Source organism: Alteromonas sp. AWM4_230, assembly GCF_056158305.1.
In genome coordinates, this window is record NZ_JBSWTB010000001.1 from 2,252,380 (window position 1) to 2,275,185 (window position 22,806).

The 22,806-nt window shown below is 44.1% G+C and carries 18 protein-coding genes and 1 tRNA gene; 8 read left to right on the forward strand and 11 right to left on the reverse strand.

The genetic code is table 11. The features are described from left to right. Positions 1–3 precede the first annotated feature (3 nt). From ACXACS_RS09600 to ACXACS_RS09610, 3 genes are all read right to left on the reverse strand, one after another. Complete coding sequence (locus tag ACXACS_RS09600; protein ID WP_474806090.1) at positions 4–1,587, reverse strand: alkaline phosphatase; 1,584 nt, start codon at positions 1,585–1,587, stop codon at positions 4–6. A gap of 324 nt (positions 1,588–1,911) precedes the next feature. After that, positions 1,912–2,634, reverse strand: coding sequence for a UDP-2,3-diacylglucosamine diphosphatase (gene lpxH / locus ACXACS_RS09605; RefSeq protein WP_474806092.1), 723 nt, complete (start codon positions 2,632–2,634; stop codon positions 1,912–1,914). 135 nt (positions 2,635–2,769) lie between these two features. After that, positions 2,770–3,261 (reverse strand): peptidylprolyl isomerase, encoded by a 492-nt coding sequence (locus ACXACS_RS09610; protein WP_020743833.1) that lies wholly within the window; start codon positions 3,259–3,261, stop codon positions 2,770–2,772. 183 nt (positions 3,262–3,444) lie between these two features. Between ACXACS_RS09610 and cysS the strand changes: the two genes are divergently transcribed. Further along, on the forward strand, positions 3,445–4,827 hold the full coding sequence (gene cysS / locus ACXACS_RS09615) for a cysteine--tRNA ligase (RefSeq protein ID WP_474806094.1): 1,383 nt from the start codon (positions 3,445–3,447) through the stop codon (positions 4,825–4,827). A 76-nt stretch (positions 4,828–4,903) separates the two neighbouring features. Here cysS and ACXACS_RS09620 read toward each other — a convergent pair whose 3' ends face one another. The 4 genes from ACXACS_RS09620 to gloB form a co-directional block, all read right to left on the reverse strand. Beyond that, complete coding sequence (locus ACXACS_RS09620; RefSeq protein ID WP_474806096.1) at positions 4,904–7,066, reverse strand: TonB-dependent siderophore receptor; 2,163 nt, start codon at positions 7,064–7,066, stop codon at positions 4,904–4,906. 113 nt (positions 7,067–7,179) lie between these two features. After that, positions 7,180–8,217: an ion transporter gene (locus ACXACS_RS09625; RefSeq protein WP_474806098.1), complete on the reverse strand. Its 1,038-nt coding sequence runs from the start codon at positions 8,215–8,217 to the stop codon at positions 7,180–7,182. A 79-nt stretch (positions 8,218–8,296) separates the two neighbouring features. After that, entirely contained in the window at positions 8,297–9,961 is a 1,665-nt protein-coding gene (locus ACXACS_RS09630) for a LysM peptidoglycan-binding domain-containing protein (RefSeq protein ID WP_474806100.1), read from the reverse strand. Between the two features lie 64 nt (positions 9,962–10,025). Then, positions 10,026–10,817: a hydroxyacylglutathione hydrolase gene (gene gloB, locus ACXACS_RS09635; RefSeq protein WP_474806102.1), complete on the reverse strand. Its 792-nt coding sequence runs from the start codon at positions 10,815–10,817 to the stop codon at positions 10,026–10,028. 84 nt (positions 10,818–10,901) lie between these two features. Here gloB and ACXACS_RS09640 point away from each other — a divergent pair, with 84 nt between their 5' ends. Then, positions 10,902–11,759 (forward strand): methyltransferase domain-containing protein, encoded by an 858-nt coding sequence (locus tag ACXACS_RS09640; RefSeq protein WP_474806104.1) that lies wholly within the window; start codon positions 10,902–10,904, stop codon positions 11,757–11,759. Between the two features lie 184 nt (positions 11,760–11,943). Here ACXACS_RS09640 and ACXACS_RS09645 read toward each other — a convergent pair whose 3' ends face one another. Further along, positions 11,944–12,783: a mechanosensitive ion channel family protein gene (locus ACXACS_RS09645; RefSeq protein ID WP_474806106.1), complete on the reverse strand. Its 840-nt coding sequence runs from the start codon at positions 12,781–12,783 to the stop codon at positions 11,944–11,946. 359 nt (positions 12,784–13,142) lie between these two features. Continuing rightward, positions 13,143–15,170 (reverse strand): methionine--tRNA ligase, encoded by a 2,028-nt coding sequence (metG, locus tag ACXACS_RS09650; RefSeq protein WP_474806108.1) that lies wholly within the window; start codon positions 15,168–15,170, stop codon positions 13,143–13,145. Positions 15,171–15,278: 108 nt separating this feature from the next. Between metG and apbC the strand changes: the two genes are divergently transcribed. From apbC to ACXACS_RS09675, 5 genes are all read left to right on the forward strand, one after another. Then, positions 15,279–16,385 carry an iron-sulfur cluster carrier protein ApbC gene (apbC, locus tag ACXACS_RS09655; protein WP_474806109.1) on the forward strand — a complete coding sequence of 369 codons (1,107 nt, stop codon included), beginning with the start codon at positions 15,279–15,281 and terminating at the stop codon, positions 16,383–16,385. Positions 16,386–16,618: 233 nt separating this feature from the next. Next, on the forward strand, positions 16,619–17,212 hold the full coding sequence (gene dcd / locus ACXACS_RS09660; protein WP_179983793.1) for a dCTP deaminase: 594 nt from the start codon (positions 16,619–16,621) through the stop codon (positions 17,210–17,212). A 140-nt stretch (positions 17,213–17,352) separates the two neighbouring features. Further along, on the forward strand, positions 17,353–18,789 hold the full coding sequence (locus ACXACS_RS09665; protein WP_474806111.1) for an SLC13 family permease: 1,437 nt from the start codon (positions 17,353–17,355) through the stop codon (positions 18,787–18,789). 136 nt (positions 18,790–18,925) lie between these two features. Next, positions 18,926–19,002: transfer RNA gene (locus ACXACS_RS09670), tRNA-Pro, on the forward strand. A gap of 229 nt (positions 19,003–19,231) precedes the next feature. After that, a complete protein-coding gene (locus tag ACXACS_RS09675; protein WP_474806113.1) occupies positions 19,232–19,633 on the forward strand; it encodes a hypothetical protein in 402 nt (133 codons plus the stop codon). Between the two features lie 166 nt (positions 19,634–19,799). On the opposite strand, the gene ACXACS_RS09680 is transcribed toward ACXACS_RS09675, so the two are convergent. After that, entirely contained in the window at positions 19,800–20,528 is a 729-nt protein-coding gene (locus ACXACS_RS09680) for a hypothetical protein (protein WP_474806115.1), read from the reverse strand. A gap of 72 nt (positions 20,529–20,600) precedes the next feature. Beyond that, positions 20,601–21,620 carry a helix-turn-helix transcriptional regulator gene (locus ACXACS_RS09685; protein WP_474806117.1) on the reverse strand — a complete coding sequence of 340 codons (1,020 nt, stop codon included), beginning with the start codon at positions 21,618–21,620 and terminating at the stop codon, positions 20,601–20,603. Between the two features lie 92 nt (positions 21,621–21,712). On the opposite strand from ACXACS_RS09685, the gene ACXACS_RS09690 reads away from it, so the two are divergent. Beyond that, the gene (locus ACXACS_RS09690) at positions 21,713–22,732 is read left to right on the forward strand and encodes a PDDEXK family nuclease (protein WP_474806118.1); all 1,020 of its coding nucleotides are present in this window, start codon (positions 21,713–21,715) and stop codon (positions 22,730–22,732) included. Positions 22,733–22,806: the final 74 nt, after the last annotated feature.

A 22,806-nucleotide genomic window follows, 5' to 3' on the forward strand; every position in this document is an offset into this window, starting at 1 on the left:
TACTTACTCGTTTACAAGGCCAAGCGCTTGATTAATCAAGTGGAAAACAACGTTTTGCTCTATTACGCCTTGCGCAAGCTGGCTTCCAGGTCCTTTGGCATGCAGTGCAATGTCTTCTCCAGAGTGTGTTTCTGAACTAAGTGGAATAAGTGCTTCTTGGTGATATCCAGGCGTTGTTGTGTCGATATTGGTAATATCAACGCGACCTGCTGCGTTTTCTAATGCATACGTGGCATCAGAATTTGTTTCATCACCTAGGTTGCGGAAACCTAGACCGTTGGTGTAACCGAGTGTGGTGTATGGCGTGCCATCAGACGCTGTTGCAGGTTCGTCTGAACCCACGTTAACCACTTTGCCTAGAATGGGATTACCGCGCTTCGGATAGCCTGCGATAGTGAACACGTGTCCGTGGTCAGCCGTTACGAGGATTAATGTTTCAGAAGGATCGGTATTTTCAACCGCTGTCATTACTGCTTCTTCAAATGCTAGGGTATCGGTAAGTGCACCCGCCGCGTTGCCCGCATGGTGAGCGTGGTCAATACGGCCTGACTCAACCATTAAGAAAAAGCCGTTCTCGTTGTTATCAAGAATGTTAATTGCCGTTTCTGTCATCTCTGCAACTGATGGTTCGCCCGCGATGTCATTTCCACGGTCTGCTTCGTATTGCATATGCGACTCGTTGAAAAGGCCGAATACACGTTCAACACTCTCCGTGTCTATCGCGTCAAAACCTGCTTGGTCATAAACATATACACCATTTTCGTACATGGTCTGCCATTCAGCCGTAAGGTCGCGATCATCGGTTCTATCACCTTCAACATCGCTCACTGCATCAGGGCTATTGAATGCGGCGTCTTTTGGCAAGAAATGACGGCGACCACCGCCCATAGCAACCTCAATACCGTCAACGTCAACACCGGTGTAACGCGCTTCTAAATTGCTTTCAAAGTTCACTAGCTGGTCAGCAATGTCTAAGCAGCCATCGGTTACAGCGGCTTCTGGCATGTCGGAAATATCTTCCCAGTTGCGATCTGCTGACTTTGCGTAAGTTGCCGCAGGGGTAGCGTGAGTGATACGGGCTGTCGAAACAATACCTGTAGACAGGCCTTTTATTTCAGCAAGCTCTAGCGCAGTAATAACTTCATTGCCTGCAACGGTTGAGCAGTCACCGCGTTCAATATCTTCGTCAACGCCAATTACACCCACGTCAGTCTTTAGGCCCGACATCATAGCGGTCATGGTGCCCGCTGAATCTGGGGTTTGAGCATCTACATTGTAGGTTTTAACCAAGGCCGTATGTGGAAAGCTTTCAAAACTCAAATAACCTTCTTCACCAGGGTTACCCGCTAATTGGCCTTTGTGAATTCTTGCTGAGGTGAGGGTTGAGATACCCATACCATCACCGACAAACAAAATAACATTCTTTGCTTTGAACTGATTATTGGTTTGTAACTTTGTATTTAGTTTTGATTGTGCGTCGGTAAACCAAGCGCTGTTAGTTTGGTGCTCGGGTAACACTGCCGCTTGAAGACTAGCAGAAACCGCTAGAGCAACAGCAGTACATGCCACTTTCCAGTTACGATTCATGATTTTTTCCTAAACGTATTGTTTGTATTGGTTGTGGTTTTGTCTAGACATCCAATCACTACCCATCATCATTCCTTGCATGGGGAGTGAATTGTTAAATCACGGAGAGCGTATGGAGAGAAGGTGACAATTCTTTGACATTTATATTACTGAACTGTCATAAATGTCACAAAACTGTATTTCTGGGAAATTTTACGGTCGATTGAAATTTGATAAAGCTTACGTCTTATAGTGAGTTAGAGGTAAAGAAGGGCACACATATAAAATATTATTAATGGTAATAAAAAAAGTGGTAGGACCATTTGTAAGTGTCAGATTTTATTACTAAAAGTTGTGATGTTGTAACATAACATCTGAAGGGGTTACCTTTAAAACGCTACCTTGATCATACCAATCGCCGAGCACGATTCGAGTCGCAGGTTTGCCATTAGCTTCAAGGCTGTGAATGTTTGGTCTGTGTGTATGCCCGTGGATCATGCGCTGCACACCCCACTTTTCCATCACTTTCACCACCTCTGCAGGTGTAACATCCATGATATCTGGTTTAAGGTTTTGTTGCTTAGCCTTACTTTCCTTACGGCCATTATCGGCTACGCGTTGGCGATACCATAAAGGTAGGGCAAGCATTAAACGAGGCCACCACCAACCACGAGATTTCTTGCGAAACTTCTGATAGGCAACATCACGAGTACATAACTCGTCACCGTGGGTCAGCAGGGTAGGTGTGCCGTACAAGTCTATGACCTCTTGTTCGTTTAACAGGGTCATGCCTGCTTTTGATAGCCACTTTTCTCGTATAGCGAAATCGCGATTGCCGTGTATAAAGTAAATCGGGCAGTGCTGACTAACTTCTTTAAAGGCTGTCGCTATAGCAGTATTGAACGGGGTGACATTATCGTCGCCAATCCACACTTCAAATAAGTCACCAAGAACATATAGTGCATCAGCATTAATCGCGTCTTCTTTTAAGAAGCGCATTAAGCATTCTGTAATATCAGGGCGGTCGGCACTTAGGTGTAAATCAGCAATGAAGTAGGTGAACGACATAAATCTTCTTAAGTGTGGTCTAAAAAGCCGCGTTAACGATCACGCGGCTTTAATATAACTAAAGGCTTGTTTTGAACAGCATGCCAGTCAAGCCAAAATTTAGTCAGGTATTTTAATAGTTATTTAAGCAGTTTCTTAGGCTACAACTGCTTTTTCAATGATCACTGGCTCAACAGGTACATCCTGATGATAGCCGTTGTTACCGGTCTTAACCGCTTTGATCTTCTCTACCACGTCCATACCTTCAACCACTTTACCAAACGCGCAGTAGCCCCAACCGTTTACAGACTTACTTGTGTGGTTAAGGAAGTCGTTGTTGTTCACGTTAATGAAGAATTGTGCGGTAGCTGAGTGTGGGTCTTGAGTACGCGCCATCGCGATGGTACCTACTTCATTCGCAACACCGTTGTCAGCTTCGTTTTCGATAGGCTCTTTAGTATCTTTCTGTTCCATATCAGGTGTAAAACCGCCACCTTGAACCATGAAGTTGTTAATTACACGGTGAAAGATTGTGTTGTCGAAAAAGCCGTCTTCTACATAAGAAAGGAAGTTAGCTACTGTTTTAGGTGCTTTATCTTCAAAAAGCTCTAGGGTGATGTCACCGAAATTTGTTTTTAACGTAACCATTGTGGTTTGTCCTGTGTGTTAGCGTATATGTAAAGTGGGGGCATTTTAGCGCAAAACAGGTAGCTAGCGCAAAGAGCGGGTATGGCAAATAACAGCAATATCGCTGCAAATGGCTTGTACCATTTAAATCGTGACAGTGCTAAACTTTGCGCCCCAAAATTATGACAAATAGGAAATATAGACATGCTACATCTTTACAATACCCGAACCCGTGAAAAAGCGAAGTTTGTTCCGCTTCAAGAAGGGAAAGTGGGTTTGTATGTGTGTGGTATCACCGTTTATGACCTGAGTCATATGGGTCACGCCCGTACCTACCTAAGTTTCGATGTTTTAGTACGCTACATGCGCCATCTTGGTTTAGATGTGAAGTATGTACGTAACATCACGGATATCGACGATAAGATTATTGCTCGCGCCAATGAAAATGGCGAAAGCTTTGAAGCGCTGACTGCACGCACTATCGCTATGATGCACGAAGACTTTGCGGCGATTAACTTACTAGAACCAGACGTTGAGCCGACAGTAAGTGGGCATATGGATGAGATCATTGAAATCATCCAGCGCCTGATGGACAAAGGTTATGCTTATCAAGCGGCTAGCGGTGATGTGCTATTTGACGTAAGCAAGTATGAAGATTACGGCAAGTTGAGCAAGCAAGACCTAGATCAACTTAAAGCAGGTGCCCGAGTTGAAGTAGCGGCAGGTAAAGACGACCCGCTAGATTTTGTATTGTGGAAGACCACCAAGCCAGGTGAGCCTGCATGGCAATCGCCATGGGGCGAGGGGCGTCCGGGCTGGCACATTGAGTGTTCTGCAATGAACCACAAGCACCTTGGTGCGCACTTTGATATTCACGGTGGTGGTTCGGATTTAACCTTCCCACACCACGAAAATGAAGTAGCCCAGTCGTGCTGCGCGTATGACACACCTTATGTAAACGTGTGGATGCATGCGGGTATGGTACAGGTAAATGATGAAAAGATGTCTAAGTCGTTAGGCAACTTTTTCACCTTGCGTGATGTGCTTAAAGAGCACGATTCAGAAACCTTGCGCTTCTTTTTAATGTCGGCGCATTATCGTAGCCAGTTAAGCTACTCGCAAGACAACATCACTCAAGCAAAAGCTGCGCTAGAGCGTTTGTATACTGCGCTGCGTGGTGTAACAGTAGACGAGAGCACGGACCTTAGCTACGGTGGTTATTTAGCGCGTTTCGAAGCGGCCATGAATGATGACCTAAACGTACCTGAAGCGTTTTCTGTATTGTTCGATGTTGCTCGTGAGCTTAACCGCCAAAAAGACAACGCTGAAGAAGCGGGTAAACTAGCAGCGGTTCTTAAAGGTCTTGGTGCAATTTTGGGTATGCTTCAAAGTGACCCAGACACCTTCTTAAAAGGCGGTGAAGGCAATGACGACGAAGCAGCAGAGATTGAAGCGTTAATTAAACAGCGTAATGACGCTCGTGCAGCTAAAGACTGGGCAGCTGCAGATGCAGCGCGTGATGCATTAAACGCGAAAGGCGTAGTGTTAGAAGATGGTCCGGCTGGCACTACGTGGCGTAAAGCCTAACTATCCGGAGTCGATAAGCATTTTTACAAGTTAGATAGATTGAAAAAGCCCACAGATGTGGGCTTTTTTGTATGGATTAAAAACGCTTTTCTATACCCACCTCGAAGCGACGCTGTGCCCCGAACCAGCAGTTGTTGGTATCAAAACATGAACCTACATATTCTTTGTCGGTCAAGTTGCTTACACTACCAGTTAACCTCAGGTCATACTCTGGCATGTCGTAGGTGACAACAGCATCAACCAAAGTGTATGAAGGCACTTGGTCAGAGTTGTACTTATCTGCCTGCGTTTCACCCACGTAACGTACGCCAGCGCCCACCATTAGACCATCTAAGTTGTCGTCAAACAGGTAGTTAGCCCATAATGAAGCACTTTCTTCGGCTACCCATACTGGCGTATTGCCCACTTCTGCTGGGTCGAGTTCGTTTTCGGTAACTTCCATATCTAAGAAAGTCGCATTAGCCTGAAGCGAAAGGGCAGGTGTGATATTTGTACTTAACTCTAGCTCAACACCTTCTGACTCAACTTCACCAGTTTGGGTACGCTGAGCAAAATCTGGCGTGTTCACTACAACATTTTGTTTAGTCAGAACAAAATAAGCACCGGTAAACGTAGTCGCGCCATCGCTTGATTGGAACTTAGTACCTACTTCAACTTGATCGGCGGTAGTCGGCTTGAAGGCTTCACCTGTTACCGAGTCTACGCCCGTTACAGGTTCAAAAGACTCTGAATAGTTCGCGTATACGCGCCAACCTGAATCGAAGTTATACATAGCGGCCACACGGCCTGAAAACTCGTCTTGATCAATCTCGGTAGTGCCACCGTATTCAAAACCGTCGTAAACATTTGCAGCGACATCAGTACTTTCAAAGTTATCATAGCGACCATTTAACAACACAGTGATGTTGTTAAACTGCATTTCGTTTTGAACATAAAAACCGAGTTGTTCAACATCAATTTTGTGGTCTTCTTGGTAGAAATCGAGCGGTAGCGCGCTAACATCGAAAAGGTCGTTATCAATATTCACAAGGTTCAATGGCGGTGTATTCGTACCTAACGTATCGCGATAGGCTACTGTAGAATCAGAATCTTGATAGTCGACACCAAACAGAAGGTTGTGAACTAGTTCGCCAGTAACTATCTGCCCTGCAAGCTGGGTATCTACCGTTACACCATCGGTTTCTTCGTCGGTTAAATAGGCAGAGCGATACAAATCGTTTTCAGCATCTAACACTGAGTGGTAAGTATTGCGTTGAAGCGCTTCTGAATCTGTATATCTGAACTTTTGCAGTACTGACCAGCTATCTGTGATTTGGTGATTCAGTTTGTATCCAAGCATAAGTACTTCGCGTGAAAAACTATTCCAGTTCTCATCGCCCGCATAGGTACTAGCATCTAATTTTCCAAACTGGTCGCTATACAGTGTGCCTTGGCCAGGTAGAGGAGTAGATGGGATCATCTCTGGGTCGTCTTGATAGTAGCCAGATAGTGTAAGTTCTGTTTCGCTACTAATATCAACCGTAACAGAAGGTGCTATGGTGTAGCGCTCGGTTTCTGTTGTGTCTTGAAACCCGTCACGCTTTCTTCCCAGCATAACCAGCCTGTACCTTGCATTGTCGGTAAGTGCGCCCGCGGTGTCCAAACCTAGTTCAAACAGGCTATCAGACCCCAACGCTGCTCTCACTAGAGTTTCATCTTCGTCTTTAGGGTATTTAGCCACTTGGTTGACCATGCCACCAGGTGGAACCAGACCGTACAGAGATGAGGCCGGACCTTTTAATATTTCCAGAGATTCAGTAGCAAACGCATCAACTTGAGGGTAAAGATTCCAACTATTATTGGTTAGAAGAGGTAAGCCATCGTAAAACGTTTGGTAAGTAGTAAAGCCACGAATAGTAAACTGGTCGAAAATAGTAATGGTAGGGCGGCTTTCAGTGGTAACACCAGAAACGTAACGCAGCGCTTTATTCACTGAATCGGCTTGACGAAGCTGCAATAAATCTTGATCGATAACGCTAATGCTTACAGGCGATTCAATAGGGCGAAGTGATGACTTTGTTGCAGTGCTTCTATAAGACTGCATAGGGTTTACTTCAATGCGTTCTAATTTTTCTTCTTCTTCAGTTTGCTGAGCAAATGCATTGCTTGAAGCAAAAACAGCTAACGCAATAGCAGACAATGAAAAAATAGACTTTTTTGAAATAATAGGTTTCGCTGATGATGGCTTACTTGACGCCATAGATCCCTTCCTCAAATGATAGATATTAAGATATTGAACTTTAGTCTATCACCTGAAAAGTAATGATAATAGTTATTATTAATTATTGAGGTTATTGTTAATAATCGCCTTTTCTATTGATTTACATCTGGCTTACTAGTGGGTATCGCCGACTCTTTTTCAGTTAAATGTGACTTCCAGCGCTGCTGTGCAACGTGCGCTTTTACAAGCTCTAAGCATTCATTTACAACGCTAAGCACTTCTTTATCTAGTGCGTCCGCAGTAGGAGTATAGTCGTGCATACCGACAGAGATGAAATGGTCGATGCGCTCTGCATCCAAGTCGCTTAACAGGTTTACTAGCGATGTAGTAACAATGTCGGTGACTGACTCTTCTAATGTATTTTCAATGGTTTTTCCAATAACAGGTAGGTAGTGCAAGGAGGAAACTTGTGCATTGCTTCTCACCGCTTTTCCCACGCTTTTTCGTACATGCTCTCGAATCACCTCGCCATGTTCTTCGCTTTGAATAGACTGGCCTAAATGGTTAATTACGCCAGCCATCCATTGGGTTATGACAGGACGACGAGGCGCTAGCACCTGTGCATTGATATCGTCTAATAAAGGCGAACCTGCTGAGATGTCTTTTTGCGCATCGCTTAGTACTTTAACAACAATTCTGTCGCTCAGCTCCTCAACAAATACGTCATAGTAAAACGCAAAAAAGCGAAAGACCGCAGTTTGGTTTAAATCTATAATTTCGAACTTGTGCAAACGATGCAGTATGGAGAATATTCGCAAGAAGCGGAATAGACGAGTAGGGCCCGTTGGGATTAAGCCAATAATGTCGTACCAGTGCAAAAACGGAAAGAAGTACCAGCGTAAATGCTCTTTACGAACAATAGCAACGGCCCAACGAAAGCAGAACTCGGTAAAGAATATGGCAATAAAAACTAAATCGACCAACAAAAAGTTGGCGTGAATTGGGTCGTAAGCGTTTAGAAAGGCGGGGAAATATGTACCTAAAAGACCGTATACAAAATCTGTAGCATAAAGCGCATCGAAAATAAGCCACGCTAGATTTACAAACAGTATACCTAGCATGACTAAATCTAAGATTAACCAAGGCGTTTCGTGACTATTTCGCAGATTTTCTCGGTTAATTCTTAGCATTTCCATATCCTTTTCGTGATTTAACGTATGATATGACCGCTTAAAGGAAAACGCGTTAATGCTAATCTAGGCCGAGTCACTAGCTCGATGCGTTCAACCTTGTCACGTCTACATACAGTTTAAGTCTTTGACCGGGTTGCAGATAGCGCTTAGTGTTTAGCGAATTCCACTTGCCAATGTCACTTACCTTAACATTGAACTTGCTGGCGATACGAGATAACGAGTCACCGTTTCTTACCGTGTAGGTTAGTTTTTTAGTAACCCCGGCTTGCGCTTTGCCTTTCTGCCAAATAACCAGAGCTTTTCCTGGGCGCAGCGTATCACCCGGTGCCATACCATTCCATTTAGCTAACTGCTTAGTACTTACTTTGTACTTACGCGCAATATCCCATAGCGTATCACCAGATTTAACGGTGTGACGCACTTTTTGCTGAGACGAGCTGCTATTTTGCAGACTGGCTAAACGTTCCTCTTGCGATAAGGTATAGCTGTCTAACTCTTGAAGCGCTACAGGTACCATTATCGCTTGACCGATTCTGATCATTGATGAGTCTAACTCATTTATCCTTTTCAGCACTTTCACCGTGGTGTGGTACTGCTTTGCAATTTTACCTAAGCTATCGCCAGACTTAACGGTGTGACGTACCCAGTTAAGACGCTCTTTTTGATCGATCTTAGCAAGGGCTTGCGAAAACGCAGCCGCTTTATCAAGGGGAAGCACTAAGCGGTGTGGACCATCTGGAGATGTAGCCCAGCGATTGAACCCAGGGTTTAATCCATGAAGCTCTTTCAAAGACATGCCGGCAAGTTCGGCCGCAAACGCTAAATCGACCTGAGAGCCAATATCGACCACCTCAATAACGGCTACGTTTTCTACCTCTGGCCAAGAGTACGCATATTCATCTTTGTTTTTAAGAATATCAGCAAGGGCTAATAACTTGGGCACATACGCACGGGTTTCTTTAGGTAAGTTTAAGTTCCAGAAGTCGGTAGGCTTTCCCGCACGTTTATTGGCTTTAATCGCTCGTTGAACACGGCCTTCACCGCTGTTGTAGGCCGCTAATGCGTGCAGCCAATTACCGTCAAACATCTCATTTAAATAGGTAAGATAATCCAGTGCACCTTGCGTTGAAGCAACGACGTCGCGGCGCCCGTCGTACCACCAATTTTGCTCCATACCAAACCGCTTACCGGTGCCGGGGATAAACTGCCACATACCGGCTGCCCGACCATGAGAATAGGCGAAAGGGTCGAATGCGCTTTCAACGATAGGCAAGAGAATTAGCTCCATCGGCATGTCACGCTTTTCAATTTCTTCTGCAATGTAATAAAGAAAGGGTTTGGCACGCTTAACCACGCGAGCCATATATTCTGGGTGCTTTAAATACCACTTTCTTTGGGCGTTCAGGCGTTTATTGTCAGGTATGGGTAAAGCAAAATTTGCGCTAGCACGTTCCCATACGTCCGTTACAACAGCCTGTGTATGCATGTCAGGTGTCGCGGTAAGTTCGCCACCTTCTTCTAGCGTATCGTCATTTGGGTGCACAACTTCAACAACGCCATCTCTTGCTAACTCACAATCAGAAATAGCTTCTTCGTTGGTATGAATTTCACTGCACGCTTCTAGCGAAGCACTTTCGTTACTTTCTAATTGCGCATTGTCATTATTATTATCTGTTATCTGACAACCCGTTAAACCTATCGCCAACAACAACGGCGATAGAGGGAAAAACTTCAACTGCATATATGAAGAAACCTCTTGGAGCACTGCAAACCGGCAATATTACGATAATCGGCTTACTTTTGCATCAAAACTCATCTTTCCAGCGGCGAACTGCAGCAAACACTGCAACATCGTCAGCCAGGTTATTTTCGCAATAGGCTTCGGCAGCAGTTTTAACAGAAAGTTCATGGGCACGTAAAAATGGGTTTATGTTTTTTTGCTCTTTGAGGTTACTCGGTAAAGTAGGTTGATTCTGTTCTCGCTTAGCGTTAACCCAATCTGCGTAGTCGTTTAGCGCCGTATTGTCAGGCTCAACAGCAAGAGCAAATGCAACGTTTGCTTGCGTATATTCGTGGGCGCCGTACACCTTGGTAGTGTCAGGCAATCGCTTTAACTTATTCAAAGAATGATGCATTTGCTCTGGCGAGCCTTCAAATAAACGCCCGCAGCCCGCGGAAAACAGTGTATCACCGCAAAATAGTACGCCATGCCCAAAGAAAGCAATATGGTCAAGAGTATGGCCTGGCACTTCCATAACTTGCAGTGACATTTTAAATACAGGAAGTGTAACGGTATCGCCCTGTGCCACCGATTTAGTGATGCCTCTTATATGGTTGCCTCTTGGCCCTATAACCGGTAAATCCGGTACGGTAGACACTAGCTTAGCGATGCCACCAGTATGATCTCTATGATGATGGGTAATAAGAACCGCACTAAGCAATAATTTATTGGCTTTAAGAAAAGCCAATACAGGTTCAGCATCACCCGGGTCAACGACTATAGCGCTGTTACCGTTGTGAATGCACCAAATGTAGTTGTCAGTAAAAGCGGGAATAGGATGAATTGTTACATCTGAAGGAAGCGTTTCTGCCGTCATAAGAGTACCTGCTTGTGTAGGTAGAATTATGCGTTACTATAGGGACTTGTGAACAGCAGAGCAACCTAAGAGCGCGCAGTGTTAATGAGATCGGCCTTTAGAGCCAAACCGCCTCGCTACCCGACAAGCTGGGATGATTTCCCCGCAGGTGAGCACATCCGCGATGCCGTGAATACCGTGTGTAGCGATTATGCTGAGCGCATATTTGGGTATCACTTTGCTAAGCTAGGCTCTTTAAGTGCCGAGATTAATTTAAACACTAGCCCTATTAGGCACCACATCAATCAAGTGCCCTTTGATAATCAATTTGGCTGCCAGTTAGACGGCAACACTACATCTATTAACACCTCAGACAATAATGTTGAATCTTCACAGTCACTGGATGAAAGCCGCGAATCAACTATTAGCAGAGAAAATACCATTGTAGGGCAGTCGCATTCCTTACCTTTTTCTGAAAATAGTGTTGATGGTTTTCTATTGGCTAACGAGTTAGATTTCGCTCAAGACCCTCACGAGATATTGAGAGAGGTAGACCGTGTTATTACGCAAAACGGTTATGTCATCATCAGTGGCTTTAACCCATTAAGTCTTGCCGGTATCGCCAAGTTCCTACCCGTTAAGCGCGGAAATATTTTGCACGATGCACGTTTTTTTACATCCTATCGCATTAAAGATTGGCTTCAGTTACTTGGTTTTGAAATTGTTGAGCAGCGCCAGGTGCTTTTTTCTACGCTGTTTTTTCAGCAGCGGTGGAAAGGAGCCGCTAAGCTTCAGCACTATTTAGCGTCTTACTTGCCTTGGTGCAGCGCGGTATATGTAATACTTGCGAAAAAGCGGGTAATCCCTATGACGGCCATAAAGCCTAAACGTAACTTAAAACCGCGCTTTTCAGCGGTGGGGGCCAGTGTAAGGACTTCCTCGGTAAATCGTACGCTGCGTTAGCGGTGTTAATGTACATGCCATGCGCACGTAGAGCGGGCCAGGCTTTTAACTAAAAGGCTGTAACAAGCGTTAACCCTTTTAGAGATTTGCTAACTTGCTGTACCAGAACGCTAGGCTTTAGCGTTCACAAGCGAATTTGAAGGGGAGTGGGAGATAGCTTAGCAGCTATCTCCATATTAAGATTTTAATCGTCGCTTGCTCTATACAAATGCACATCTCGCTGCGGATAAGGAATACTAATACCTTCTTCGTCAAAGGCTTTTTTAACCTTTTCCTGCATATCCCAGTAATAAGGCCACAAATCATCGGTGCCCACCCAAGGTCTAAACATTAAATCAACTGAATTGTCACCAAGTCCGCCTACACAAATTCTTGGTTCAGGGTCGGTCAATGAACGCTCGTCTTCTTCAAACAAACGCTGCAAAATGTTCTTTGCTTTGTCGATATCGTCATCGTAGCCAATACCAAAGGTCATGTCGCAGCGGCGTTTATCGTATACGCTAACGTTAGTTAATGTGGCGTTAGATAGGTTCCCGTTGGGAATAACAACACGCCTATTGTCAAAGGTGTTGATTACAGTATAGAGAATTTGTATTTCTGCTACAGACCCTAAATACCCTTCTGCTTCAATGGTGTCACCCACTTTAAAGGGTTTGAAAATCAGTATCAGCACACCGCCAGCAAAATTGGCCAGGCTGCCTTGTAATGCTAGGCCTATAGCCAAACCTGCTGCACCAACTACGGCGATAAATGAGGTGGTTTCAATACCTATCATAGAGGCAACAGAAATCAACAACATAACTTTTAAAACGGCACTTATAAGCCCGCATAAAAATTTATTGAGAGTGGGGTCCTTTTTACCTATCCGGTGATCTAATAGGTTTACAAAACGATTCACTAACCAAAGACCCACCACCAGAGTAAAAATAGCCAATAGCAATTTGGGGGTATAAGTCATCACCAGTGATATGGCTTTTTCGGTTAATTCCGATAAATCGATATTAGTCCCGAACAAATCTTCCATAAATACCTCTTTCAATGATTAAACACCGTGACTACGTTATAGAAAGAATGATAGATCGCCTTAAATGGACGCGAGTTGTAATAGTTCTTTTGTTGATTTGAAGTCGGTAGTCTCGTTTGCAAAAGGGCAATAACAAGTTACGGAGTAGATTAAAGACTGGGTTAGTAATGATTGAGTTAGATGATGCTGAGGGCGAAATAATGAGCTTGCACGATGATGGAAATGTACCTTCAACCTATCAATAAGATTTTAGGCTACACGAATCAGAGAACTTTATTATCAGCTAAACAAAAAAGGTGACATTCCGTCGCTTTAAAGCGCTGAATGTCACCTTTCTTCAATGTTGAACATTATAAGGTTTACTTAACGCGCATACCCGGCTTTGCACCTTCGTGCGGCTCAAGAATATATAGCTCGTCGCCACCTGGGCCTGCGGCTAGTACCATGCCTTCACTTAAGCCGAAACGCATCTTGCGAGGGGCAAGGTTCGCTACCATTACAGTATGCTTACCGATCAGGGCTTCAGGTGAATAGGCCGACTTGATTCCAGCAAACACTTGCTTAGTTTCGCCGCCTAAATCTAACTCTAAGCGTAGAAGCTTGTCAGCTTTTTCTACGTGCTCGGCGTTAGAGATACGTGCAATACGTAAATCTACTTTCGCGAAATCATCAAACGAGATAGTGTCGCTAATAGGGTCTTTAGCAAGCGGGCTGTCTGGGTCGATAGCCGGTGCTGCTGGCGCTAGGCTTTCTTTTGAATCTTCAACCATGGCGTCAATTTTCTCCATTTCTACACGCTGCATCATCGGCTTAAATTTGTTGATGGCGTGGCCTTTCAATAGGGTTTGCAGTGAATTCCAGTCAAACGAGTCGTTTAGGAATTCTTCTGCTTTTTCTGCAAGTACTGGTAGTACAGGCTTTAAGTAAATCACCAACAGACGGAACATGTTAATACCTAGCGAGCACACATCGTGTGTGAACTGCTGCTTAGTCTCGTCTTTAATGGTTACCCAAGGTGCGTTGTTGTCGATGAACTGGTTTGCTTTGTCAGCAAGGGCCATGATTTCGCGCACGGCTTGGTGGTACTTACGCTTTTCGAAAAGTGCAGCAATGTTCTCTGATGCGTTTTGGAACTCAGCAATAAGTTCTGGCTCAATCACGTTTTCAGACAGCTTTCCGTCAAAACGCTTAGTGATAAAGCTTGCACAGCGGCTTGCAATGTTAACCACTTTACCTACCAAGTCTGAATTCACTTTTTGTGCGAAGTCAGTGAAGTTTAGGTCGATGTCAGTAACACCGTCGCCTAACTTAGACGCAAAGTAGTAACGCAGATACTCTGGGTTCAGGTGGTCAAGGTAAGTACGGCCTTTTATAAATGTGCCGCGCGATTTTGACATTTTTGCGCCGTTCACCGTAACAAAACCGTGAATATTCACGCCTGTAGGCTTACGGTATCCCGCGCCCTCTAGCATGGCAGGCCAGAACAGGCAGTGGAAATAAGTAATGTCTTTACCAATGAAGTGGTACAGCTCAGCGTCAGAATCAGCTTTCCAGAAATCGTCAAATTCTAGGTTATTCTGGTCGCAGAAGTTTTTGAAACTAGCCATGTAGCCTACCGGTGCATCTACCCACACGTAGAAGAACTTGTTTGGCGCACCTGGAATTTCAAAGCCGAAGTAAGGCGCATCACGGCTGATGTCCCATTGCTGAAGACCTTCAGTAAACCACTCTTGTAGTTTGTTCGCCATTTCTTCTTGCAGGGCACCCGAGCGGATCCACTCTTTTAACATGCCTTCAAATTTTGGCAGGTCAAAGAAGAAGTGCTCAGACTCACGTAGTACTGGTGTAGCACCCGATACCACGCTACGCGGATTTTTAACTTCAGTTGGGCTATACGTTGCGCCACATACGTCACAGCTATCGCCGTTTTGATCTTCTGCGCCACAGCTTGGGCAGGTACCCTTAACGAAACGATCTGGCAGGAACATTTCTTTTTCAGGGTCGAACAGTTGGTTAATAGTGCGCTTGCTAATGTAACCCGCATTATCCAAACGGGTGTAAATTTCTTCACACAATGCCTTGTTTTCTGGCGAATGGGTTACATAGTAGTTGTCGTAATCAACGTGAAAATCAACAAGGTCTTGGTGATGTTCAGCACGCGTTCTTGCCACCATTTCTTCAGGTGTAATGCCAAGCTCTTGGGCTTTAAGCATAACCGGCGTACCGTGTGCATCGTCGGCGCAAACACTGTAACATTCGTTTCCGCGAAGGCGCTGAAAACGAGTCCAGATGTCGGTTTGAATGTGTTCTAGCAAATGACCTAAGTGAATAGAACCATTTGCGTATGGCAACGCACTGGTTACCAGAATTCGGCGTTTTTCTGACATAATGACGTTATTGATTCTTTGCGTTTCAAAATGGCTGCAAATACTAGCGGAAAACCGCGTTTTTTGCATCTCGTAATTCACACAATTCTACTACTAGTAAGGCATTTTATGTTCTTTTCTCGCAAAGCAGAGCCGCTAACGCAGAAGGTTGCTGCTATTTTAGCCAAGTATTTCTCGCTAGACGTAGACGATACCTTACCTTGGTGTGCTCTTAGTCAGCCAGAAAATGAAGATGCAGGCGTTACGGTTACTTTGCCATTTTGCATTGCTACACAGTTAGATACGCTTAAACAAGAAGTGCTTAACCAGCTAAAAGGGAAACTAGGTGCCGATAAGCTTACTTTTAAGCAAAATGTTGCCAGTGGCGAAACTGAAGTTGCCCCTGTTACTAATATTAAAAATATTATTGCGGTAGCCTCGGGCAAAGGTGGTGTGGGTAAGTCTACAACCAGTATCAACCTTGCGTTTGCGCTTATGCAAGAAGGCGCGAAAGTAGGTATTTTAGATGCCGACATTTATGGGCCGTCTATCCCCATTATGTTGGGGAACCCTGACGCACACCCTGAAAGTGAAGACAATAAGCACATGCAGCCGCTTATGGCACATGGGCTGGTAGCAAACTCTATCGGTTATTTAGTACCGCAAGAAGACGCGGCAGTATGGCGCGGACCAATGGCGAGTAGGGCGTTAAAGCAATTATTAGATGAAACCTTGTGGCCTGTACTCGACTATTTAATTGTTGATATGCCGCCTGGTACCGGCGACATTCAGCTTACTATGGCACAGCAAGTGCCTCTTACCGCTTCTGTGGTAGTGACTACGCCCCAGGACTTAGCGCTAGCCGATGCCCAAAAAGGCATAAGCATGTTTGAAAAGGTCAATGTGCCAGTACTTGGGCTTATCGAGAACATGAGCTATTACCAATGCAGAGCCTGCGGCACCAAAGACTATGTATTTGCAAAAGACGGAGGAGAGGCACTGGCTGAGCGCCATGGTTTGCCACTGTTAGGGCAGCTACCCCTTGATATTCATATTCGCGAGCATGGCGATGCCGGCACGCCTTTATTAATTTCCTCGCCTGAAAGTGACTTGAGTGAAAGCTACCGCGAGGCAGCTAGAGCAATGTCTATGCAACTAGCCCTTATCGTTGAACCACGCAAAGGAGCGGTTAAACACATTAAAGGCGACCCAATTGGCATTCTTGGGAAAGATTGAGAAAGAGTAGAGTTCAGTAATAACAGGTAGCGCACAATAGTGATGTACGTTTAGTTTAAAGCCTAGTTAGATGCTGAACCAAAGAAAAATAGAGGCAGGTTTTGGCACTTAAATTCAAAATTAGCTAAAACTTTATAAAAATTGCGCAAAAGCAGATAAAACAAGCCTTTGAGCAGTTGAATGCATGCGGTGACATACGCATAATAGCGGCCTAACGAAATGAGGAATACACCATGCGCTTGTGCGACCGCGATATCTACCAACATCTTCAAGATGGGAAAATAAAAATTGAGCCTACACCTAACTATGATCAGATTAGCGGTGTAACAGTAGATATTCGCCTTGGTAACAAATTTCGCGTATTTGAAGACCATCAAGCGCCGTTTATCGATTTAAGCGGGCCAAAAGCGCAGGTACAAGAAGCGCTAGACCACGTAATGAGCGACGAAATTGAACTAGAAGAGGGCAAAGCCTTCTTTCTACACCCCGGGGAGCTGGCGCTTGCCATTACTCACGAATCAGTAACGCTGCCAGACAATATCGTTGGTTGGTTAGACGGGCGCTCTTCACTGGCGCGTTTGGGCTTAATGGTGCACGTGACGGCGCATAGAATCGACCCAGGTTGGTCTGGTAACATCGTTCTTGAGTTTTACAACAGCGGCAAATTACCTTTAGCGCTTCGCCCTAAAATGAAAATAGGGGCACTTAGCTTTGAGGTGTTATCAGCCCCAGCTGAAAAACCTTACAACGCCAGAGTTGATGCGAAATATAAAGATCAAGCCGGTGCAGTGGCTAGCCGTATTTCGTCAGACGACGAAAGTAAGTAAAACAACTAAAAAATAACTTTTTTGGAAAACCCTCGTGCGTTTCCCGCTAATTACTGATAGAAAATATAAAAGCAATAACAAAAGGGCCTACAGCTAAGGCCCTAGCACTTATAATAAAGCGATTAGTAACGGGAAGCGCAATGCACACAAATCCTGAACCTTCTTCAGATTCTCAACGACGACAACCAACACGTAAGAACAGTATTATTTTTTTCGCGTTTATCGCCTCTGTTCTTAGTGGTATGGGCTTGTGGGCTGTTAATCAGCCCAGCGAAATTATATTTACCGCTGCGATCACCCTTTTTGTAGCCGTACTTTGGGTAACCGAAGCGCTGCCCATTCCCGCTACTTCGCTTCTGCCATTCGCGTTATTTCCATTATTCGGCGTACTGTCACACAGTGAAGCTGCGTCTGCCTTAGGAAGTCATGTCATTATATTACTAATGGCGGCTTTCATGCTTTCAAAAGGTCTCGAACGTGCCAATTTACACAAGCGATTTGCTATTTACATGCTGCGTGTAACAGGCAGCGGCAGCCCGCTCAAGCTCGTGCTAGGCTTCATGTTAACAACCGCCGTTCTTAGTATGTGGATTAGTAACACCGCCACGGTGTTAATGATGTTGCCAATGGCCATTGCCATTATCAATGCGGTCGATAACCCAAGATTTGGCGTGGCCCTTATTCTGGGTATTGCTTATTCAGCCAGTTTGGGCGGGGTAGGCACACCTATCGGCACACCGCCTAACATTATCTTCATGAGCGTGTATGAAGAAACGCAGGGTATGGAATACAGCTTTATCGAATGGATGAAAACTGGCGTACCGATAGTCGTTTTAGGTGTGCCTATTATGGCCTTGTGGTTGGCACGCGGAATTAAAGAAGTGGGCAGCATCGATTTGCCTGTACCTAGTGCATGGTCAAAAGCAGAAAAGCGTGTACTTGCCATTTTCGGCACCGTTGCAATGGCTTGGATCTTCAGACCTTTTTGGACCGCTTGGATAGGCGTAACTACTATCAGTGATAGCACTATAGCCGTAGCAGGTGTTGCCGCTATGTTTTTCACCAATAGCGGCAATGACAATGGCGAAGTAGATGCAAAAGGTAACCGCGATAAGCTGCTAGACTGGAAAACCGCAAACGATATTCCTTGGGGAATGTTACTACTGTTTGCAGGTGGAATTTGTATTGCGAAAGCGTTTATGTCGTCGGGCTTAAGCGTGCTGATGGGCTCTTGGTTAACAGGGCTCGCTACCTTGCCTGTGTTATTGCTAGTACTGGGTATTTGCTTATTCGTGACTTTCCTAACGGAAATTACTTCAAACACAGCAACATCTACCTTGCTAATGCCAATATTGGCCGCAGCAGGTTTAGCGGTGGGCGTTGACCCTAAGTTACTAATGATTCCGGCGGCTATAAGCGCAAGTTGTGCCTTTATGCTGCCAGTAGCAACAGCGCCTAATGCCATTGCGTACTCAACTGAAAAGTTCGATATTAAAACCATGGCAAGAGAAGGAATAGTGCTGAACGTACTAGTGGCGTTAGTGGTAACTGCGGTGTGCTACGTTACCTTGGCGTGATATTAATTAGCGTGCAACTAGGTGTTTTAATAAAGAAATTTGCAAATGTGGTTAGCAATTGAGCGCTTAAACAGGCTTATTGCTAATTCTCGTTGCATTGTGAACAAATATGAGTAGACTTATCCGCTCTTTCGGTCGGTGTGTAGCGCAGCCTGGTAGCGCACTGTCATGGGGTGTCAGGGGTCGGAGGTTCAAATCCTCTCACACCGACCAACTTCTCATATTTTTTCAATGACTTACCCCGCTCATTGATTGCTCGCGAAATAAGCGTCCCAAAACTGTCCCATAATTGTCACATTATACAGTAGTACAAGTTTAACTTTTCCTAACTGTTTATTCATTACTAACTTTATGTTTCTAGCTTGATGCTCCCGTATCAATAGTGAAAATTTTCCCTAGTCGTGACTAGTTAATCCTGAGGTTTACTAAACAGGACATAACTATGACAAAGAAGACTCAGAAGCGTGATCTGCAAATCACGTTCATTCATCAGTTTAAAAGAGCGACAAGAACCGCTTGGCCTGACAAATTTCGTTTATGTTGGTATTTCAATCCAGAAACCCTAGATTATGTTTACGAACATAAGAACGAGCAATTTGTTACGAATGGTTTTGTTATCTCAGACGGTCTCGCAAATCAGCTTCCAGAAGAGTTCAGGAAGAAATATTTCGAGCCATCTGAACGATGCTTATTGTTCTTACTATTCGAGCTACAAATCGTTGGCTTTATCAATTCAGGTGAAGTTGATGATGGAGAATTTGAAAATGTTTTCGGTTTAACGAAACATCGTTACTTTTCAGCCGAAGCAATTGATGATTGGACTGAGCAGGTTGAACTACTTTAAGGGCTGCTTTGCAGCCCTTTTTTCATCCAGTAAACATAAAACCATTTATTTCAATTTTTAGGTTGCGCGTTTCTGTGCGTAGTGCAGACCCTTAGGCTATATACTCCCCAACGCGAAAGGCAGAAGCCTAAGGAGCAAAGTGTATACTCAGCTTTCCTATACTCCTTTACTTCCAGTCGGTTGAGCCCAAGGTATTATCAGCGTACTTAGATATATTACTTGCCAGCGTAGCCATTTTGTCGAAACTATTTATACCTGAAGCACCACCAAAGAATGGAACAACAAACACGAGAGTGTTATTGTCATTGCAACGCGCAACATTGAACATTTCACCGTCGTCTACAGTCGTCAAATCGCAGTCGAAAAAGCGAAAAAAGGACATCATCGAACCTTTGCCGGTACATACTATTACTCGCGGACTATGTTTTTTTACTAAGCTTTGAAAGAAACGCCCTCGATGTGAAATACACCATTCTATATAAACGTCGAAAGAATGCAGTCCTATGAGCTTAGCCATATCGCTATTCCAAGATACACTGGAGCGATTTTTGAAAGAAATAGGAAAAGCGTTCATCTTAAATCCAATGCCATCCGAGCACATAAGCTTGTGTTTAACAGCTTGTTCTTTATGCCCATGTTCCCAGTCATAGAGATAACTGTATAGCCAGGCAATTTTATTATTGTATTGATATTTAAGACGCTCTTGTACCTGTCCATCCCAGTTGCCCACATTGAAGGGTCCCTCCATTGTCTTTTCTAGATCAGCTAAGTCTTTAAACTCCGTTCCCCATTCCAAGCCGCATACCCAAACACTCGAATCTAAATTTCCACCATCACAGCCGTAGTGGGAACATGCAAATTGTTTAAATTTTTCATTTAACTGGCGCTTCGTCATTACTTAATCCTTTATTCTTTCAACTCATACACAAAACTTACATCTAACCTGCGTCATAACTTGTCGCAGAGTTCAAAAATTATCTACTTTATACAAATTGGATAATGCGGTGACTTCATTTTTGATTGTTTGTCGCAAATTCGTAGGCGCGAGCACTTCAATACTGCTTCCTTGTGAACGTAGCCACCATCTGAACTGCCAAGAATCCTTGACGGTGGCAGTAAGGTCAAGCCAGTCAGTATCAGTTTCTTTAACCTGCATATCATGCGATAGCGGAGTCTCAAAAAGATAGTTGATGACCGAACGATGAATTCGAGCTTCAAAAGCAATGTCACCACTCAAACTAAATTCAGCAGCACCAGAATCGATATAATTTTGCAACGAAAAATTCACTGGCTTATCAATATTGTCCTCCAGCTGTTCAGCGACATTTATTCTCTGTAACGCATATAAACGGATATCACTGTAGCTAAATGCTGTGGCAGCTAAATAGAGTATCTTACCTCGCTGAATCAACCCGAGAGGGTGTAACACGAGTGTTTTAGCCTCTTCCGCCCAAACACCCGAATAGACAACTTTCACTTGCTTATCATCTAGCAGAGCACTCTGGATAATGTTAAGGACTTGTCCGTCAATAGCTGGAGGGAGTAACGGCATTGATGGTGTTCGAATGGCGACTTTATCCGTCCATTGAGCAAGAGCATGATCTCGATTAGCTTCTTGCAAATGTTTTTTAGCATATTCGAAACGTGGCTTTAATGGTCTTAAAACCGAGGGTGGCAGTAGTGGAGCGATAACTTCTTCGGTTATTGCCAAGGAAACACAATCACTTATGCTGAGATTAGGTATATCAAACGAAGCATTATCCATCCAGCGCCAGCCATAAGGTCTACTTTTGTCGTTACAGAGCAACGGAAATTGTCGAGACAGCTCATTTAAATCTCGCTCTACAGTACGCTTTGAAACATTAAAACCTAAGCTTGTAAGCCTTTCTACTAGTTCTCTGGCCGATATACCTACGCCAACTGAAGGTAAGAGTCTCAAGATTTCCCACTGGCGACTTAGCGTATTCCGTTCTGTTATCTGACTCATCTCAATTCGTCCTTACACGTGCGACACATATTGTCGCGCCTTTTAATCACTATACCTTACCTTACTGAATGATCATTCGAAGGAGTGCAAAAATGCTCTACAAAATAGAAGAACAAGCCAACGTTTTTAAGAAATTAGAACCTTTGGAGTTTAAAGACTTTTCGAGTTTTGGAAAGCTTGCGGATAATCTAGAGAACTTAATTGCAAGAAGTATTTTAGATGTATTGTTTGAGGAAGCTAGATTAATGCCTGCGTTTCAGCCAAAGCAGCGGCCAGTAGGAGCGGATATATATGCTCTCAATGAAATAGGTGAATTATTTTTGTTTATCTTAAAGCGTTCAACTGATGGGGAAGACGCCGTCAATCAAGCTCTAAGATACATGCAAAATGCTGGTCAATGGAGCTACCAAAAATTAGAAGAAAAATTCATACGGCATAGTCAAAACGAAACGTCTCTAGTTCAAGCTCACAAAGAAGCTTTCGGCCTTGAGCACGAACTAGAACCTGAAAAAATGAACAATAAACAACATCTATTAGTTATCGGCAGTGCAGCCGATCAATCACTAATTTCTCACGTTGATTACTGGAAGAAAAATGGTATCTCTATTTATTTCCTACCATATAGGGTTTATGAACTCGCTGGAGAAAATTACTTTGAATTCTTTGCACTTCCACATGATCAACACAAAAACCCAAGAGATGTGAAAGGCGTAATATTCGACACGAATCGTCGTTGGGACGAGAACTCTATTTGGTCGATGATAGATAATAGTCGTCTTGAAACATATGGTGACGCAAAGGAGTTTGTTCACGATATTCATGTAGATGATATTGTTTTCTTTTCACACGAATGGTGCGGCTTAATTGCTGCCGCAAAAGTAAAAGGTGAGGTTAAAGTTCTAGACAGTGAAACTCTGTATCGAGATGTAGAATTTTTGACTCCTATCCCGAACCGGAAGGATAACAGAATGTTAGCTATGCCTATTTCACATGTGAAACTAAAAACGGGTAAAACTTTCTTTTGGGCAAGAACTGTAAAGATACCTTATCTGTCAAAAAGTGAAGCACTTGAGTTAGTTGAAGTGCTTAATGATTATGTGTATCAAAGATAGAAAGTCGCGATTGTCGGAATACTTCGTAGCCGAGCCTTTAAGTGACCGAAGTCGGCTATGTACGTAGAGCGGAC